The 17,626-nt window shown below is 67.4% G+C and carries 12 protein-coding genes; 7 read left to right on the forward strand and 5 right to left on the reverse strand.

Annotated features, from left to right (window positions below; translation table 11 throughout):
* The first annotated feature begins 232 nt into the window (after positions 1-232).
* Together K7G19_RS08170 and K7G19_RS08175 are read left to right on the forward strand one after the other, a co-directional pair.
* A complete protein-coding gene (locus K7G19_RS08170; RefSeq protein WP_226106763.1) occupies positions 233-820 on the forward strand; it encodes an HAD domain-containing protein in 588 nt (195 codons plus the stop codon).
* Between the two features lie 517 nt (positions 821-1,337).
* Positions 1,338-2,006: a hypothetical protein gene (locus tag K7G19_RS08175; protein ID WP_226106764.1), complete on the forward strand. Its 669-nt coding sequence runs from the start codon at positions 1,338-1,340 to the stop codon at positions 2,004-2,006.
* A 114-nt stretch (positions 2,007-2,120) separates the two neighbouring features.
* On the opposite strand, the gene hmpA is transcribed toward K7G19_RS08175, so the two are convergent.
* A complete protein-coding gene (hmpA, locus tag K7G19_RS08180; RefSeq protein WP_226106765.1) occupies positions 2,121-3,308 on the reverse strand; it encodes an NO-inducible flavohemoprotein in 1,188 nt (395 codons plus the stop codon).
* Positions 3,309-3,471: 163 nt separating this feature from the next.
* On the opposite strand from hmpA, the gene norR reads away from it, so the two are divergent.
* From norR to K7G19_RS08195, 3 genes are all read left to right on the forward strand, one after another.
* Positions 3,472-5,121, forward strand: a complete 1,650-nt coding sequence (gene norR / locus K7G19_RS08185) for a nitric oxide reductase transcriptional regulator NorR (protein WP_226106766.1) — start codon at positions 3,472-3,474, stop codon at positions 5,119-5,121.
* Positions 5,122-5,366: 245 nt separating this feature from the next.
* Positions 5,367-8,369, forward strand: coding sequence for a transglycosylase domain-containing protein (locus tag K7G19_RS08190; RefSeq protein ID WP_226106767.1), 3,003 nt, complete (start codon positions 5,367-5,369; stop codon positions 8,367-8,369).
* A 219-nt stretch (positions 8,370-8,588) separates the two neighbouring features.
* A complete protein-coding gene (locus K7G19_RS08195; protein WP_226106768.1) occupies positions 8,589-9,413 on the forward strand; it encodes a hypothetical protein in 825 nt (274 codons plus the stop codon).
* 146 nt (positions 9,414-9,559) lie between these two features.
* Here the strand turns inward: K7G19_RS08195 and K7G19_RS08200 are convergent, their stop codons facing one another.
* Together K7G19_RS08200 and K7G19_RS08205 are read right to left on the reverse strand one after the other, a co-directional pair.
* Complete coding sequence (locus K7G19_RS08200; RefSeq protein WP_149318443.1) at positions 9,560-10,591, reverse strand: LLM class flavin-dependent oxidoreductase; 1,032 nt, start codon at positions 10,589-10,591, stop codon at positions 9,560-9,562.
* Between the two features lie 211 nt (positions 10,592-10,802).
* A complete protein-coding gene (locus K7G19_RS08205; protein WP_149318444.1) occupies positions 10,803-11,738 on the reverse strand; it encodes a DedA family protein/thiosulfate sulfurtransferase GlpE in 936 nt (311 codons plus the stop codon).
* Between the two features lie 215 nt (positions 11,739-11,953).
* On the opposite strand from K7G19_RS08205, the gene K7G19_RS08210 reads away from it, so the two are divergent.
* Positions 11,954-12,205 (forward strand): GlsB/YeaQ/YmgE family stress response membrane protein, encoded by a 252-nt coding sequence (locus tag K7G19_RS08210; RefSeq protein WP_006577258.1) that lies wholly within the window; start codon positions 11,954-11,956, stop codon positions 12,203-12,205.
* A 303-nt stretch (positions 12,206-12,508) separates the two neighbouring features.
* Entirely contained in the window at positions 12,509-14,017 is a 1,509-nt protein-coding gene (locus K7G19_RS08215; protein ID WP_226106770.1) for an ankyrin repeat domain-containing protein, read from the forward strand.
* Between the two features lie 42 nt (positions 14,018-14,059).
* On the opposite strand, the gene K7G19_RS08220 is transcribed toward K7G19_RS08215, so the two are convergent.
* Together K7G19_RS08220 and K7G19_RS08225 are read right to left on the reverse strand one after the other, a co-directional pair.
* Positions 14,060-15,760, reverse strand: a complete 1,701-nt coding sequence (locus K7G19_RS08220) for a hypothetical protein (protein WP_226106772.1) — start codon at positions 15,758-15,760, stop codon at positions 14,060-14,062.
* 489 nt (positions 15,761-16,249) lie between these two features.
* On the reverse strand, positions 16,250-17,521 hold the full coding sequence (locus tag K7G19_RS08225) for an F-box protein (protein ID WP_226106774.1): 1,272 nt from the start codon (positions 17,519-17,521) through the stop codon (positions 16,250-16,252).
* Between the last annotated feature and the right edge of the window lie 105 nt (positions 17,522-17,626).

Raw genomic sequence — 17,626 nt, forward strand, 5'->3', positions numbered from 1 at the left:
GCGTTGTGGGATGCAGGATCGTGCACCACGAGCGGGCATGATCGGCGGGGTCGCAAGCGCCTCAAATGTGTCGCCGGGAAACAAAAGTCGGCACTGACAGGCGGTTTTTACGTCACCGAACCACAAGTTACAGAACTGTTTCATGTTGTCGCCGCCGAGGCCGGCCGCAGGCCCGATCGTGCGTCGTAACCTGAACGCTCCCCTACCGCTCCGATGGATGCAGAGGAATCTCATGTCTGAACGATTGATCATGCTCGACGTGCCCGGAGTGCTGTTCTCCGAGCGCTCCGCCGCGCGGCTGGGCGGCAAACCGGAAACCGGCGCGGTGCGCGAACTGCGACTGTTCGATCCGGTCGCGCTGGGCTTCGTACGGCGGCTGTTCGGGCTGGCCGGCGCCCGTGTGGTGCTGCCGCATGCCTGGGGCACCGGCGCCCGCTCGGCCCTGGTGCAACAGCTTGACCTGCAGGTACATGCCTTCGCGCCGGCGGCCAACGGCGGCTTCGGCGCCGAGGTGGCCGCCTATCTGGCCGCGACCCGGCCCGTTCCGCAGAACTACGTGGTGCTGACTGCCGATGCAGCCTCCGTCGATGCGTCGCTGCAGTCCCGCCTGATCGCACTGGATCCGGCGAAGGGACTGACGCTGGACGACTTCAAGCAGGCGCTGGACCTGCTGGGCGTGGCCTGCCCCAATGGCATGTATCCGCCGACGCAGCCCGACCCGCGCCTGCAGGCACGGCTGCAGCAACTGCGGCGCGCCGCCCGCCATGGCGCCCTGCCCGGATTGGTGCCGTCGCCGCTGGCCGAGCCGGCGCACGCCTGAGTTCGGCCCACGCCTGCCGCGGCGCAGGCTTGAGCTGGGCGCAAAGCCTGAGCTTGGTGCACGCCGAGACTTCGGGCACGCCGGACCTTCTCCGTCGGGATCAGCCCGCATAGGCAGTCCCGCCCCCCGTCTGCATAATGTGGCGGCATGAACCGAGGGGGCGGAGATGACAGCAGCCGCGCTGGCTGACCGACGCGGCATCCACTGGCGACGCGGCTGGACGCGGCCTCTGCCGACCGTCCTTGCCGCGACGGTTGCCCCGGCCCTCGCCCGGGCCATCGCCGCGGTCCTCGCGGCCGTCGTTGCCGCCCTCTGGGCGCCAGGCTCGCACGCGCAGCCGGCCGGACCGCCGGCGGCCTCCGCGGCGCCTGCCACTCTCGCCAATCCGGCCCATCCCGCCGCTGCTGCCGCTCCGGCCACCCCATCCGTCCAACCCGCCGAGGCCACCGCTCCGCCGGTCTGCCAGGCACCGTGGTTCCGCAGCGGCGCCCGCGCGCAGCTCGAGGCCGATGGCCAGATGCCGATGTCGATCACGATGACGGTGCGCCATCCCGGCCCGGTGCCGGGCGGCTGCGCGGCCTGGCTCGACATCCACTCGAAGTCCGCGCTGGCGGCGATGATGGGTCCGCCGGTGGTCATGGATCAGATGCACCGGCTGACGCTGGTGCGCGATACGGGCTCGGCCAATGGCCGGATCAGCAGCCAGCACGCCACCATCAACGCCCAGGCCCGCTATGCCCGGCTGTTCGGCGAGGCCTCGTTCGAGGGCACGGGCCTGTTGTCCTATGCCGGCCACGATATCCGCGAGGGCGCCACGCTGCCCGGCGAGTCGCTGCATTCCACCGCCAGCCTGCAGATCAACAGCCTGCATTCGGGCGAAGCGGTGACCACCATCCGCGTGCCGCGGGCCTCGATCCACATCGGCAAGCGGCGGGTCGGCCGCCGGCAACATATCGACACGCCGCTCGGCCGGCGAGAATGCCTGCCGATCCGGTACGACAAGCAGGCCTCGCTGGGCGAGGTCCATATCGGCGACGACGTCGAACGGCCGGACCCGTACAGCATGACCGTGACCGACTGGTACTGCCCCAGCGAAGCCTTCGTGCTGCGCACGGAGATCCGCCAGGGCGACCAGCAGCAGGTCATCGAGACCACGGCGATCGGCATGCCGGAGGGCGGGCGGTAGGGCCTGCGGCAAGGCGGGCGACAGGGTTGGCGAAAGGGTTGGCGACAGGGCCGCCGGCAGGGTTGGCGGCAGGACAGGCGATCGCGGGGGCGACCGCCTCCGCTACCGCGCCGCTCACGCCGCCTGCAAGTCCTCCAGCGGTCCGAAGAACTCGTAGCGCAGGCGCTCGGGCGCGATGCCCAGGGCGCGACCGTCGGCATAGACCGAGCGCATGAAGGCCTTCGGCCCCAACAGGTAGAAGTCGACGTCGCGGTCGGCAGGCAGCCGGCTCGCCAGCAGCTCACGCGTGACGAAGCCCACGGCGTGCGGGTCATCGCCTTCCCGCGGCGTATCGTAGACGTAGCAAACGCTCACATTGCCGTGGTTGGCGGCGATCGCATCGACGCGCTCACGGAAGGCATGCACGCCGCCGTGCCGCGCGGCATGGATGAAGTGGACCGGCCGGCCGGCGGGCGCGGCCGCTTCCAGCATGCTGATGGCGGGCGTGATGCCGACCCCGCCGGTCACCAGCACCAGCGGCCGGTCGTTGGCCGCCTGCTCGAGCACGAAGTCGCCGCAAGGCTGCAGCGCCTGCAGGACGTCGCCCACCGCGGCATGGTCGTGCAGCCAGTTCGACGCGCGGCCGCCCGGCTCACGCTTGACGCTGATCCGGTACCACGGCTTGCCCGGCGCATCGGACAGCGAGTAGTGGCGACGGGTCGGCGCCCCGTCGATCGTCAGCAGCAGCGTCAGGTACTGGCCCGGCCGGAAGGCGGGCAGCACGCCGCCGTCCGCGGGCTCCAGGTAGAACGAGGTAATGATCTCGCTCTCCTGCACCTTGCGCGCGATGCGCAGGCCGCGCGTTCCGCGCCAGCCACCGGGCTGGGCCGCGTTGTCGCGGTAGACCGCCTCCTCGGCATCGATCAGGATCTTGGCCAGTACGCCATAGGCCTCGCCCCAGGCGCCGACGATGTCGTCGGTCGCCGCTTCGCCAAGCACGTCGCGGATCGCCTGCAGCAGGCAGCCGCCGACGATCGGGTAGTGCTCGGGCTGGACGCCCAGTGCGGCGTGCTTCTGCACGATCCGCGGCAGCGCGCCGGCCAGCGCGTCGAGCTGGTCGATATGGCTGGCGAAGGCGAGCACCGCGCCGGCCAGGGCGCGTGCCTGCGTGCCGTGCACCTGGTGGGCCTCGTTGAAGAAGGCCTTCAGTTCCGGATGCCGGGTCAGCAACAGACGATAGAAGTGTTGCGTGATCGCTTCGCCGTGCTGCTTCAGCACGGGCACCGTGGCCTTGACCAGCGCGATGGTATTCGGGGACAGCATGAAAACGCTCCTGTGGTTGGACGTCGAGAGGTACCTTGTCATATCAAGCGGCATGCCAGGGGGGACACCGGGCGCAAACCCTTGATTCTTATGGCATCATGCAATGCAGTTGTCCAAATGACTACGCGTCATGCGTTGTCCGAATGACCACGTTGTTGTCCACATGACCACGAATTCCGATTTCCCCACGCCCGCCGACGAAGGGCGCTTCCGCCAACTGCTGGCCGCCGCCCGCGGCATCGTCCGGTGCGATGCCGCGGCGCTGCTGCGCTTGCAAGGAGAAGTGCTGGTGCCGGTCGCCGTCCACGGCCTGAGCGATGACGCACTCGGGCGGCGCTTCCCCGTCTCGGCTCATCCACGCCTGGCGCAGCTGCTCGACAGCGAGGACGGCGTGCGATTCGCCGCCGATTGCGGCCTGCCGGACCCGTACGACGGGCTGATCGAGGGACAGCCGGACATCCTGCCGATCCACGACTGCATGGGCGCGCCGCTGCATTGCGGCGGCCGGCTGTGGGGCCTGGTGACACTGGACGCGCTGCAGCCCGGCGCCTTCGCCGACATCTCGGCGGCGCAGATGCAGGCGGTGGTGACGATGCTCGAATCCGGCATCGAGGCCGACGAGACGATCCGCGCGCTGGCCGAACGCGCGGCGCGCGAGCGCGAAATGAGCCGCGCGCTGCAGGCCCGTGGCCAGCCGCGCGAGCTCCTTGGCAAGAGCGCGGCGATGAAGCGGCTCAAGCAGGAAATCGACACGGTGGCGGCGTCGGATCTGAGCGTGCTGATCCTGGGGGAAACCGGCGTGGGCAAGGAACTGGTCGCACAACGTCTGCATGACCGTTCGACCCGCCGCGACCGGCCGCTGGTGCAGATCAACTGCGCGGCGCTGCCGGAGACGCTGGCCGACAGCGAGTTGTTCGGGCACAAGCGCGGGGCCTTCACCGGCGCGGTACAGGACCGCGTCGGCAAGTTCGAGTTGGCCGACGGCGGCACGCTGTTTCTCGACGAGGTGGGCGAGCTGCCGTTGCCGGTCCAGGCCAAGCTGCTGCGCGTGCTGCAGAGCGGGGAAGTGCAGCGGCCCGGCAGCGACCGGCTGCTGCGGGTCGATGTCCGCGTGCTGGCGGCGACCAACCGCGACCTCGGCAAGGCGGTGGCCGAGGGCCGCTTTCGCGCGGACCTGTATCACCGGCTGTCGGTCTATCCGTTGCGCGTGCCGCCGCTGCGCGAGCGCGGGCGCGACGTGCTGGCGCTGGCCGGCGGCTTTCTCGAGGAAAACCAGCACCGGCTCGGTGCGCGCAACCTTCGGCTGTCGCCGGACGCGGCGCTGGCGCTGATGGCGTATGCCTGGCCGGGCAATGTCCGCGAACTCGAACATCTGATCAGCCGGGCGGCGCTGCGCGCACTGGCCGAATCGCGCCGCGGCGCGCGCTGGATCGCGATCGAGCCGCGCCACCTTGGGCTGGACAGCGGCACCAGCCGGCTCGCGCATGGCAACGAAGCCAACGAAGACGTCCGCCACCCCAGCCGCCCCACCGCAGCGCAGCGCGACGACACACCGGCCGCTCGTGCCGCGCAGTCCCTGCCGGCAAGCGCGCCGGAGGCAGATCGGCTGATAGGGAGCGGCACGCTGCGCGAAGCCACCGACGAATTCCAGCGCCGCTGGATCGAAGCCGTGCTGGCGCGGCACGGCGGCGCCTATGCCGCCGCAGCGCGCGCGGCCGGCATGGATCGCAGCAATTTCCACCGGCTGGCGCGGCGATTGGGGGTTGCGCCGGAGGCAAGGCGCCAGACGGGCCGCGACGCCGATCCGCACTAGTGGCGCGCCAGCGGCCAAACCCCGCCTGCGGCCCACCCTTCACCACGAGCGACGTCCAAGGCATACTTGGCCCTGCGAGCCGATCGCCTGCCTGCATTCGCCGACCTCGACGGCACGGCCGGAAAATTTTCTGTCGGCGGCCCCTGTGCAAACGCCGGCTAGCGCCAATACTAGAGGTCGGAGGCGCGCGGCCCGTAGTGCGCAATGACGCTTCGATCGACCACCCATAGCACCGGAAGCGAACCGTGTCGCGTCGTGTCTGGCCTATCGTTGTCCTGCTGGTCCTGGTTGGCGGCGCCTGCTATTTCGCCGCCCATCTGATCGCTGACGAGGTTCGCACCTCGCGGTGGCAGGCGCGCTATTTTCACGATTGGGGCCAGCGCCTGACCTACACCATCGCGCCCGGCGCCAGCGACCGCATCCGCTTCCCCGATGCCGGGCCCTACGATATGCGGCTCGGCTATGCCCGCATTCCGCACTACACCGAGTTGCTGGAAGCGCGCGGCTTCGTGCGCGAGCATCAGGCGCGGATGTCCCAGGCGATGCTCGAATACCTCGATCTCGGCCTGTACGCGCCCTATCGCGAAAAGACCCGCGCCGGGCTCGCCCTGCTCGATTGCAACGACCGCAACGTGTCGGTGCAGCGCTTCCCCGAACGGCAGTACCAGGACTACCGCGAAGTGCCGCAGGTCCTGGCCAACTCGCTGCTGTTCGTCGAGAACCAGGGGCTGCTCAATCCCGAATATCCGACCCGCAATCCGGCGCTCGACTGGCGCCGGCTGTCGCGCGCCGGCGTCGACCAGCTGTTCGCCATCGTCGATCGCGAGCGCGACACGCCGGGCGGCAGCACGCTGGCCACGCAGATCGAGAAATACCGCCATTCGCCGCAGGGCCGCACGTCCTCGATCTCGGAGAAGCTGCGCCAGATGGGCTCGGCCTCGGTGCGCGCCTATCTCGATGGGCGCGATACCGTGCGGGCGCGCGAACGCATCGTGGTCGACTACCTGAACACCGTACCGCTGTCGGCGCGCAATGGTCGCGGCGAAATCCACGGCATCGGGGATGGCATGTACTACTGGTACGGCGAAGACTTCGACGAAGCGAACCGGATGCTGCACGAGATCGAGTCGAAACCGCCCACGCCGCGCGAGGCGCAGGTCTTCAAGCAGGCGCTGTCGCTGATCATCGCGCAGCGCCGTCCCTCGTACCATCTGCGCCGCTACGACACCAACCTGGAACCGCTGACCGACAGCTATCTGCGCCTGCTCGCCGGCGCGGGCGTGATTTCGCCGCGTTTGCGCGACGCCGCGCTGGCCGCGCGGCTCGACAAGGCGCCGATTCCCTCGCTGCCGCCCGCCGATCCCTTCGTCACGCGCAAGGCCATCAACCAGGTGCGCACCGATCTGTCGCGCCTGCTCGGCGTGTCGAGCCGCTACGATCTGGACCGGCTCGACCTGACGGTCGCCAGCACGATCAATACCGAGGCGCAGCGCCAGATCACCGCCACGCTGATGAAGCTGCGCGACAAGGAAGGCGCGCGCGAGCTCGGCCTCTACGGCCACAACATGCTGCGCGATCATGACGATCCGTCGAAGCTGGCGGCCAGCTTCACGCTGTTCGAGCGGGTCGGCAATGCCAGCTATCTGCGCGTGCAGGCCGACAATATCGACCAGCCGTTCGACCTGAACAGCGGCGCGCGGCTCAATCTCGGCTCGACCGCCAAGCTGCGCACGCTGGTCACCTACCTCGAGATCCTTGCCGAACTGCACGACCGCTACGCCGGCATGACGCGCGCCGAGCTGCAGCGCGTCCCGGTCTCGCCGCAGGATGGGCTGACGCGCTGGACGATCGACTGGCTGCTGAAGAACCCCAACGGCAATCGCCGCGCGATGCTCGAGGCCGCGCTCGAACGCAAGTACGCCGGCGGCGCCGGCGAGGCCTTCTTCACCGGCGGCGGGCTGCAGACCTTCACCAACTTCGAGCGCTCGGCCAGCGTGGAAAGCCTGACGGTGCGCCGGGCCTTCCAGCACTCGGTCAACCTGGTGTTCATCCGCATGATGCGTGACATCGTCCGCTACGAAGTCCACCGCGCGCACCCCGATGCCAGCGAGCTGCTGGCCGACCGCGATGCGCCCGGCCGGCGCAAATGGCTGGAGCGCTTCGCCGACGAGGAAGGCAGCCAGTACCTGACCGGCTTCTATCGCAAATACAACGCGCTCGACAAGAACGGCCGCATCGCGCTGCTGCTGCAGCGTGTGAAGCCCATCGCGGTGCGCGTGGCGGTGGCCTTGCGCAGCGCCGATCCGACCATGGACGAGGCCACTTTCGCACGGCATCTGCGCGCCAAGCTCGGCACCAAGCTCGACGACGAGGATGTGTTCAAGCTCTACGACAAGTACGGCAAGGACAAATTCTCGCTGAACGACCGCGGCTACCTGTCGCGCATCCATCCGCTCGAACTGTGGTTGATCGACTATCTGGACGACCATTCCGAGGCGGACCTGAAACAGGTGCTGGAGGCCAGCGCCGACGTTCGCCAGGAGGTCTACACCTGGCTGTTCCGCACGCGCAGCAAGGCGGGGCAGGACAACCGCATCCGCATCCTGCTCGAGCGCGATGCCTTCGAGCGGATCGGCGAGCGCTGGCGCCGGCTGGGCTATCCCTTCGATACGCTGACGCCTTCCTATGGCAGCGCGGTCGGCGCCTCCGGCGATCGTCCCGCCGCGCTGTCGGAGCTGGCGGGCATCCTGCTCAGCGGCGGCCTGCAGCCGTACACCGAGACCGTGCGCTGGCTCGACTTCGCCGCCGGCACACCGTACGAAACCCGCTTCGTGCTGCGGCCCGGGCAGCGCAAGCGCCTGCTGCCCGAGGATGTCGCGGAACTCGCGCGGCGCTCGCTGCTGGACGTGGTCGAGGGCGGCACCGCGCGCTCGGCACAGGGCGCCTTTCCGGCCGATCGCGGCATGGCGCTCGGCGGCAAGACCGGCACCGGCGATCATCGGCACATGGTGTTCGGCCGCGGGGGCTACGTGATCGCATCGCGCGCCGTCAGCCGCTCGGCCACCTTCGTCTTCACCATCGGCGAGCGCTACTTCGGCACCGTCACGTTGCATGTGCGCGGCCCGCATGCGGCGCGCTACAGCTTCACCAGCGCCTTGTCGGTCAGGCTGCTGCGCGGGCTGGCACCGACCATCGTGGCGATGGACCCGCAGGCCGGACCGGCGACGCTCGCCTGCACCGGCGGTTGAACGAGCCCGAGCCCGCTGTCGCCATGGCGCGGACCTTCCGCGCGCGTGGTTGACGCCATCTGTTCGCTGCCCCACCAATCCCCCGCCGCGCCGCGCCCGAAACGTCGCGCCGCGACTTTGCCCGCACCGTCCCTGCGCTTACCATGCAAGCAAACGACGAGCATCGGCAACCGCCGATACGCAGGCAGAAAATACGTCGCCGAGGAACGGGGGGCACCTTTGAGCAGCTACATCGAAGACTACTGCGCGCGCATCCGGCAAGGCGGCGCCAACGCCGTGATGGCGCATCCGGTCGTGGTGGACAGCGACGGCACCTACGTGATGAGCTACGTGCCGTTCGAACACGTCAACGCCACCGCCCGGCTGGTGCTGGTCAGCACGACGCCCGGACACATGCATGTGCGGCTCGCCGCCGAACTGACCGAGGCCCTGCTGCGCGCGCATGCGCCGGGCCGCATCGTCCAGCTGGAAAACAAGCGCCAGATCGAGTTGGGCGGGCCGCTGGTGCGGCCAAACCTGATCCGCATGCTCGATCATTTCGGCATCCCGGCACTGGTCGGCGCCGAACGGGCGACCGCCCTGTGGGAGGACAGCTTTCACCTGCTGCAGCCGCTGGCCTTGCTGCCGCAGGCGACCATGCGCCGTGGGCTGGCCTTCGATGGCACGCTGGAAGCGCTGCTGGCCATACCGATGCTGCGCCGCGCGTTCGAGACGCAGTTTGTCGAACGGCTGACAAGGGTCCGCGACGGTGCCCTCTATCTGGCGCTGGGCCGCACCGCGTGGGCGGGCCTGTGCCACGCGGCCGACAAGGGCGTGATCGGTGCCGGCCAGCTGCTGGGCATGATGCCGGTGCCCGCGCGCGCGGGCAGCATGGTGCGCTACTTCCTTGGCGAGATCAGTGCGGCGAAGCTGTCGCCCAGAGACCCGGTCAGGCACCGCACCGCCTGGCTGGACGCGGCGCGGCGCGAATTGATCGAGAACGTGCGCCGCCACCGGCAGGCGCAGAGCGGCGCGGCGACGGGGGTCACCACTGCGGCCGCGTAGGTCGGTGCATAGGTCCGCGCACCGGTCGGCGCACCGGTCGGCGCACAGGTCGGCGCACAGGTCGGCGCATAGGTCGGCGCATAGGTCGGCGCATAGGTGTGAGCGTACGCCGTCGCCCCGCCGACAGCCGATGACGATTGCCTGCGCTACAGCGTCTGCGCGCCGCTGACCGGCCGCAATTGCTGCGCGGCCTGCGCGGCCAGCTCGAAGGAATGCAGCCGCGCCTGATGATCGTAGATCTGCGCGGTCAGCATCAGCTCGTCCGGACGCAGATCGTCGACGAAGCGCTGCATGCCCTCGCGCACCGTATCGAGGTTGCCGACCACCGAACAGGACAGCGAGCGGCGGATATGGGCGGCCTCGGTCTCGTTCCACATCGATTCGATATCGTCGACCGGCGGACGGATGCGCCCGGGCGTGCCGCGCACCAGCGCCAGGAACTGCTGCTGCAGCGAGCTGAACAGCCGGGTCGCCTCGGCATCGGTATCGGCGGCGAACACGTTCAGGCCCAGCATCACGTAGGGCCGGGACAGCGCCTCCGAAGGCCGGAAGGTCTGCCGATACAGATCCACCGCCTGGCGCATGAAGCCTGGCGCGAAATGCGAGGCGAAGGCGAACGGCAGCCCCATCGATGCGGCCAGCTGCGCGCTGAACAGACTGGAGCCCAGCAGCCACAGCGGCACCTTCAGGCCCGCGCCCGGTACCGCGCGCAGCCGCTGGCCGGGCCGCGGCTCGTCGAAATAGGCCTGCAACTCCTCGACGTCCTGCGGGAAGGTGTCGGCCGTGTCATGGGTCGCGCTGCGGCGCAGCGCGCGCGCCGTCAGCTGGTCGGTGCCGGGCGCGCGGCCCAGTCCCAGGTCGATACGGCCCGGAAACAGCGAGGCCAGCGTGCCGAACTGCTCGGCGACCACCAGCGGCGAATGGTTGGGCAGCATGATGCCGCCCGAGCCGACGCGGATGGTCGAGGTTCCGTTGGCGACGTAGCCGATCAGCACCGCCGTGGCGGCGCTCGCAATGCCAGGCATGTTGTGGTGCTCGGCCAGCCAGAAGCGGCGATAGCCCCAGCGCTCGGCATGCTGCGCGAGGTCCAGCGAATTGCGCATCGATTGGGCGGCGTCGCTTCCCTCGGGAATCGGCGAAAGATCGAGCAGGGAGTAGGCAGTGGTGGGAGCGGTCATGCGGGAAGGATGCGGGAAGGCGAAGCGGGAACGGTTTTTTGGCCGGGCGTGGCGCGATCGATGGCCGACCGGCACATCGACGCATCGGCACGCCGCGGCGCCGCCAGGCGTTTTCCGTGGACGGCGATCGAGTTGGAACGGCAACTATAGCCGTTCTCTTCCCGCGTTGTCGGAAGGGTCTCCCGGCGCCAGACAGTCCGCATCGGGCTCGCTAGACCGCCAGCACACGTTCCCCTTGCAGCTGCTTCCAGGCATCGATGCCGCCCAGCAGCGCCCACGTATTGGCATAGCCGGCCGCGCGCAGCCGCTCGGCCAGCATGGCGGCGGACAGTTCGTTGGGGCAGGCGCAATAGATCACGATCTCGACGGCCGGGGGATGTTCGGCGAGTACGTCCAGCGGCGCCTCCGGGTCCACCGCCAGAGCGCCGGGGATGCGCTCGAGCGCCGCGCTGCCCGGCGCGCGCACGTCCAGCACCAGCGGCAGGCGGCCGTCCTGGCGCCGCGCCTCCAGTTCGACGACGCTCATGCGCGGAATCAGCCGGGTGCGGCGCAGCAGCCGGACCCGCTTCCACCAGCGCCAGACGATGAACAGCGCGAGCGCAAGCAGCGCCAGCATCAGCGCCAGGTGGCCATAGGTGCCGAAGGCGTCCAGCACGGCATCGATCGCATCGCTGAACGCCGCGCCGATCATCAGCGCCCCGCCGGCCCAGACCACGGCACCGATCGCGTCGTAGAACAGGAAGACCGTGAACGGCGTGGCCGTCATGCCCGCCATCGCCGTCGACAGCGCGCCCGCGCCCGGCAACAGCTTGGAGAAGATCAGCGAACGGGGCCCCAGACGCAGATACAGCGACTGCGTTTGCCGGATACAGCTGTCCTGCGACAGCGATACCTTGCAGATGGTGCGCAGCATCGGCTGGCCCAGGCGCCGGCCCGCGAGGTACCACAGCGAATCGGCGATCAGGCAGGCCACCACGACGGCGCCAAGCACCGCGCCGATCGACGGTCCGGTCTCGCGCATGCCCAGCGCCCCGGCAACCAGCAACAAAGGATAGGCGGGCACCGGCAGCCCGGCCTGCTCGATGAGCACGTTCAGAAATACCAGCGTCAGTCCGTGCTGTTCCAGCAGGACCTGCAATTCGCCCACGGCGGTCTCCCGGTGAATGATCGATGGCGCGATGATTCGCGATATGGGCGAAGTTTGCCAGCACTGCGGCCACCGCGGCCGGTCCCGGGCTGGACGATCGTTTCAAAAACTCTGAATGTCCAGTGCGCCGGACTGCTCGCCCTGCGCCCAAAGGCGTGGCAAGATGGCGCCGAAGCGGCTCGGACCCGCCGGCCGCTCGAAACTGGGAGATGCGTATGCTGTCATTCCTCGGTACGGTGATCGTCGGCCTGATCGTCGGGCTGATCGCCAGGGCCATCAAGCCTGGCGACGACAAGATGGGTTGGATCTTGACCATATTGCTTGGCATAGGCGGTTCGCTGATCGCCGGATATGTCGGCCAGGCGCTCGGCTGGTATCGCCCCGGGGAGCCGGCCGGCTGGATCGCCTCGGTGATCGGCGCGATCGTGCTGCTGGTGATCTACGGGCTGGTACGGCGCAGAGCCTGACGCCTGCCCAGGGGGCGGGGCCATTGGCGGCCTCGCCCATCGTTATTTGGCGCCGGGTCCCGCTTCCGCCCCGCGCCCATCCACTCGGCACCCGGCGGCTTGCACGCCGGCCCGCCAACCGCAGTTCGCTGCGTTCGCACAACAGTGCCGGCGCCCTTTGTTGCGAAAGATTGAACTGCCGACACATTTCCGTAAGAAATCGCGCTGAACCGTGCGTAGGCTGGCGTTCCCCCAAGCCCGCCACCGTTCCCGCCCACTCCCCTTGCGGCGGACGGCGAGCCAGTCCCGACGGAGGACGCCGCCATGCAGCGCAACCCATTCGAGCCCTTCCCCGACGACGCCAATGCCAGCGGGAATCCGGCGCGGCCGGCCACCGCTTCTCCGTCCGCATCGCCGTATTCTCGAACCCCTCCGTCAAGCTCCGCAAACAGTGCACTCCCCGCCGTCCATGCCGCCATCCGAAGCGGCAAGGTGGCGCTCGTCCGACAGGCCCTCGCGGCCGCGCCGGACGCGCTGCAGACCTGCGATGGGCAGGGCGATCCGCCCCTGCACTACGCGGTCCGTTCGGCAGCGCCGGTCGCTCTGCTGGCATGCCTGCTGGAACATGGCGCTCGTCTCGATGCGCGCAATATGCGCGGGGAAACGGCCATGCATATCGCCTTCAGCCAGCAACACACCGATCCGGCCTGGTTGGCGTGGTTGCTCGGCCATGCCGGTCGCAAGGGCGACACCGGCGCCTGGCTCGCCGCCTTCGTACCCGATGCCGATGGTCGCTATGCCTATGAATATGGGCTGGGGGCACAGCGTCAGCCGAGGCCCGGCATGGAACCGATCATGGCGGGGCTGCAACGGCAGGATGGTTGGTACCGAGCCTATCTCGCCAACATGGCCAGGGCAGTGTCCTCGGCGGACCTCGCCGAGCTGGCGACGCTGCTGTCATGCGAGATGCCGCTGGATCTTGCCGTTCAGCGCGGCAAGACAGCGCTGATGGTCGCCGCCGAACTGGGCCACGAGGCCGTCGTCGACATGCTGCTGGCCCACGCCGACGAGCACGGCATGCGCCAGCTGAATCTGGGTGCGGCAGACAGCGGCGATACCGCGTTGATGCTGGCTGCCTTTCACGGACATGTTGCCGTCGTGGAGCGCCTGCTCGCCGCCTCGGCGGCTACCGAGGTGCCAAGCCAGTGCGGCGACACTGCCCTGATGGCGGCCGCCATCGCCGGCCACGACGGTATTGTCGAGAGACTGCTGGATGCCGGTGCCATTGTCGATACCCGCAATGCGCTGGGCCGGACGGCGTTGATGTTCGCCGCCGTGGCCGGACACCGGGGCACCGTGGAGGTCTTGTTGCGCCACGGCGCCGCGGTCGATGCCAAGGATGGCGAAGGGCGAACCGCACTGGCTTTCGCCGCCCTCCACTCGGCAACGCTGTATGCCGGGGCGTCGTTACAGGACCGCGTCACGGCAATCCATGTCGATACCATGGGTTCGTTTGCCGCCTTGACTCGTTCCGGCACACCGCAGGGCGCAAACGAGCGGCGTGACGTCGCTGCTGGCCTCGGTCCCGCCAGACACCGCGACACCGCCCGGACGTTGCTTCACCACGGCGCCGCAGTCGATTCGAGGGATATTCGCGGCGCCACTGCCTTGATGCATGCCGCCGCCAACGGCCATATCGAAATTCTGGCTGTGCTGCTCGGTGCAGGAGCCGACTGGGACCTGCGGGACAATTCCGGACGAACCGCTCTGACTTACGCTACCGCAGCCGGACACGTCCATGCCGCCCGCATGCTGAAATCCTGTCAGGGCTGAATACCGTGGGCGCGGTGTGCGGATCGGCGCGTCAGCCTGCTCCTACAGTCGCTCCACCGGCCGGTACGCGACCTCGCCAACGCCGATCTTCTTCCAGAAGGGTTCGGGCAACCTCTCCCGCAGGAACGCCAACGCCCCTGACCGGCGTTCATACTCCTGGCGCATCGCCGTCTTTCCTTCGATGAACTCCTGAAACAGTTGCCGCAACGGTTTCAGCATGGCCTCGTCGCTACGCAGCGCCATCCCTTCCATGGCTGCCTTCAGCGCGTCGGTCTGCGCCTGCGATGCGAAACAGCGCAGCTTCTGCGAGATCTCCTCGCGGTCCTTCGCGTAGGTAGAGTCCAGCCGGACCGATGAACGCAGCCTGATCGCTTCGAGCAGGTTCGCATCCATCCCAAGCGACACGAGTGCTTCCGTCAGCGCACATCTGGTCACTGGGCGATCACCGTCAAGGAGCGCGTTCAGCATCGCCTCAATGGCCACAAATCGGTTGCTCCGCATTTCTTCGATCGTAGGTTGCCGCCGCTCTTGCAGAATGCGCTGCGCCATGGCCATCAATTCGACATCGCGATTCGCTGCGCGGCCTGCATCCTTGCGATCATTGACAAAGCGCAGGACACCCGAGGTGAGCCAAAAGACCCCAGCAGCGAGAGCGATGGCGAGCATTGCGATGGCGAATATGCCTCCGGTGCCGGTCGCCGCCAGGACAACGAAACCAATCCCTATTGCGATCGATGTCGCGCCGTAGCCGATACGAAATTTCGCGCGAGAGATCTTTTTGAGTTCATCCGTCTCGATCGCCTGAAACGCCTTCTCCTGATGATGCAGCACGATGCCGATCAGCTCCTTCGCGCTCGCGGCGTCTTCAGCTTGCTCGGATGCTGATACGGCAGCGCCTGCAATATGAGATTGCCGGACAGCGGCAGATTTCGTCCGGGCGGCCTGGTCAGTCAACCATTGCCGATGATGATCCGCCGCCTCCGAGACCAGCCGCTCTGCGCCATTGACGGTCCGCAGCTCGGGCCTGCGGCTACGAGCCGCTTCAAGATCCAGCAGCCGTCGCTCCGACTGATACAAGCCGACCACGGCGGCACCGATGTGGAATGCGCCCATCGCAATGCTGAAGGCACCACTGGCGACACTGTTTGCCGCAACATCGACGCCTTGCACACCGAGCTTTACCGCGGCATCCGCCGCATTGCACGCGGCTCCGCCCAGTTGTACGACGCTGTCCCGCGCAGCGGCGACGCCCATGGCATGGAGATTGTCGGTCGCTTCGGCGAGCTGATTGGCGGCCTGCTCATAGCGGACGTAGTGCTCGAAATCCGCGGCCAGGTCGAGCGCCAGTTTCTCGAGTTTTTCTTCCACCCCCTTCAGGTCGGCCCGGGTTCTCTGAAGGTTCAACGGCGATGCGGACAGATCCCGTTGCCAATCCGGCAGCAACTTCGCTTCCGCGTCGCACGGCCAGGTATTGAGCAACGTGGAGAGCGCCTGTCTCTCACCAAGCAAGCTGGCAATTTCCGGGTTGCCATTCACGAAACGGTCCCGCCCGGCGGCATGCTTGCGCAGCGCCTGGTCCAGTTCCGACTTCTTCCGCCCTGCCTTCCATACGAGGTGAGCAGTACCGATGGCCTCCATCACTGCAAACGTGCTGCCGACCAGGGCACCTTCATTCGCTGCAGGCAGATACGAAGTGGCCGAGAACGTCCTCAGTTCGTCCGTGGACGACACGGCGATGTGCATCCCCTCGCGTCCTACCGTTACCGCGCTCCATAGGCCGTAGGTAACTTCATTGAGCAGATGCCATCCCTTTGTCTCCGAGAGCTTCGCGTGAGAGAGGTACGGGGGAGGCCAATTGGCGACTTGAGAGGACGGGACGGGCTCGCGAGGAGGGACGGGCCTCACGTTTCGGTTGTTAGTCGACTTATCAGCGATTCCGCTACCCAGCTCGTCAATGACGATTAGCGGATTCAGAGACTCATCTTTGAGCAGGTTCAATGCATTGGGACCCCGATCGATATCCAAGTCTGGTTGGAACGATGGTGCGATGCCATGGCCGGATGAACCTATATCGTCGAGGAGCGGGTCGCCTCGGGGGCTTGTATTTGACCGCCCGGTTTCCGAGTCGGGCAACTTATTGTCATTCGATTGAGTACTCGGGCGAAACCCATCAATTCGCATCGTCTCCTCCGGGCTATTGCTATTCTTTGCGATCCACGCAACGGGGCGTTGCTACATGATGTGGGATGGCAAGCGATCGATTTTTGGTATGGGGCGATCCATGATGCTGCTGTATGCGCGCCATGGATCCGGCGGCTTCACTGTGCCGGGTAAAGGCTTCGGCGGCTCCCTGGGGACCAACTCCTCTGCGGTGCAGGCCGCCTCGTACTGCCTGGATTGCAGGCTGTCTACTGCGCGGTAGAGCCAAATCAGTCTGCAAAGCAGCATTCCCTCGGATTCGACATTGAACTTGCAGTTGAATGTGTCGCTGCTCAAATGATCGAATCCAGCTCTCAGGCCGCGCACGGTAAGGACATCCTCGTTGCGGGGATGCGCCGAGACCGCTTTGTATATCGACTCCCAGCGGCGCACGGTTCCGGGCAGATCATCAGGGCTGATTCGTTGTGCGAGTTGTGCGAGGACTCTCGCCTTGGCCAGATGTTCGTCATCACTTTGCACATCGATCTGTATGGCGCGGTCGGTCAATATGGACAAGAGCTCACCATCCGAATCGGGCAGCCTCATGGCCAAGTGGCGCATCAATTCAAGTGCCCACAGTGTCGAACGATCCTTCGCACGTTGAAGGATCGCCAACACGATTGCTCGCCTGCCTGCTGCCGACATCCCGCCGGCCATCCGAACCACCGCTGCAAGTGCCCACTCGCGAGTGGATGCCTTCGCATTGGCAATGGTGTCGATCATTGGAACGAGCTGACTCGCCCATCTCATTCCGGCCATACGTCGGGCAAGAGCGTCGTCATCGCGATACCGTGGCATCTTGGCCACGGCGGCGATGGCATCGTGAAATTTCCTGCAAGTTGTTCCCAACGATGCATCGCGACGGAAGAAGTGCCGCTCGTCATGGGGCACCCGCGCCATCACCTCGCAAAGCAGCTCGAACGGAAGCTTCAGAATCGGAAACGGTGTCGCGGATTCCGCTTTGGCCGGGGGTGGGGCCGATTGGACGACCGTCGTTTCGACTCGGTTCTCTACCGGCGGCCGATCGGAAGCTGGCCGCGAGTCGCCGATGTGTGGCCGTTCATGATGGGGAGCGGGCTTTCGGATACCGAAGAACGACAGGACCTTGTCCCAGGGACCGGCCTTCCCGTCGCCCCCCTGGTGGGCCGGAGGCCCGTCCGCAGCACGGACATACTGGATGCGAGCCGAGTTCCCGCCTGCTTGCACGGCCATCGTGCCATGATCGCGTGGCGTATCGACGCCCGGATCGGGCGGTGGCCTCGAGTCGACGATGGCAGACGAAGCGACAGTGTGAGTGCCAGCCATGATTGCTCCTGACGAAGTGGGGATGGATTCCGCCAGACCGTGGCGGAGGGTGGTGCAGCGGCGGCGTACCGCCGATGCTGGCCAGATGGTGCCGGGCAGCAAGCC

Origin of the sequence: Cupriavidus sp. DB3 (assembly GCF_020418465.1) — a bacterium.
GTDB lineage: Bacteria > Pseudomonadota > Gammaproteobacteria > Burkholderiales > Burkholderiaceae > Cupriavidus > Cupriavidus cauae.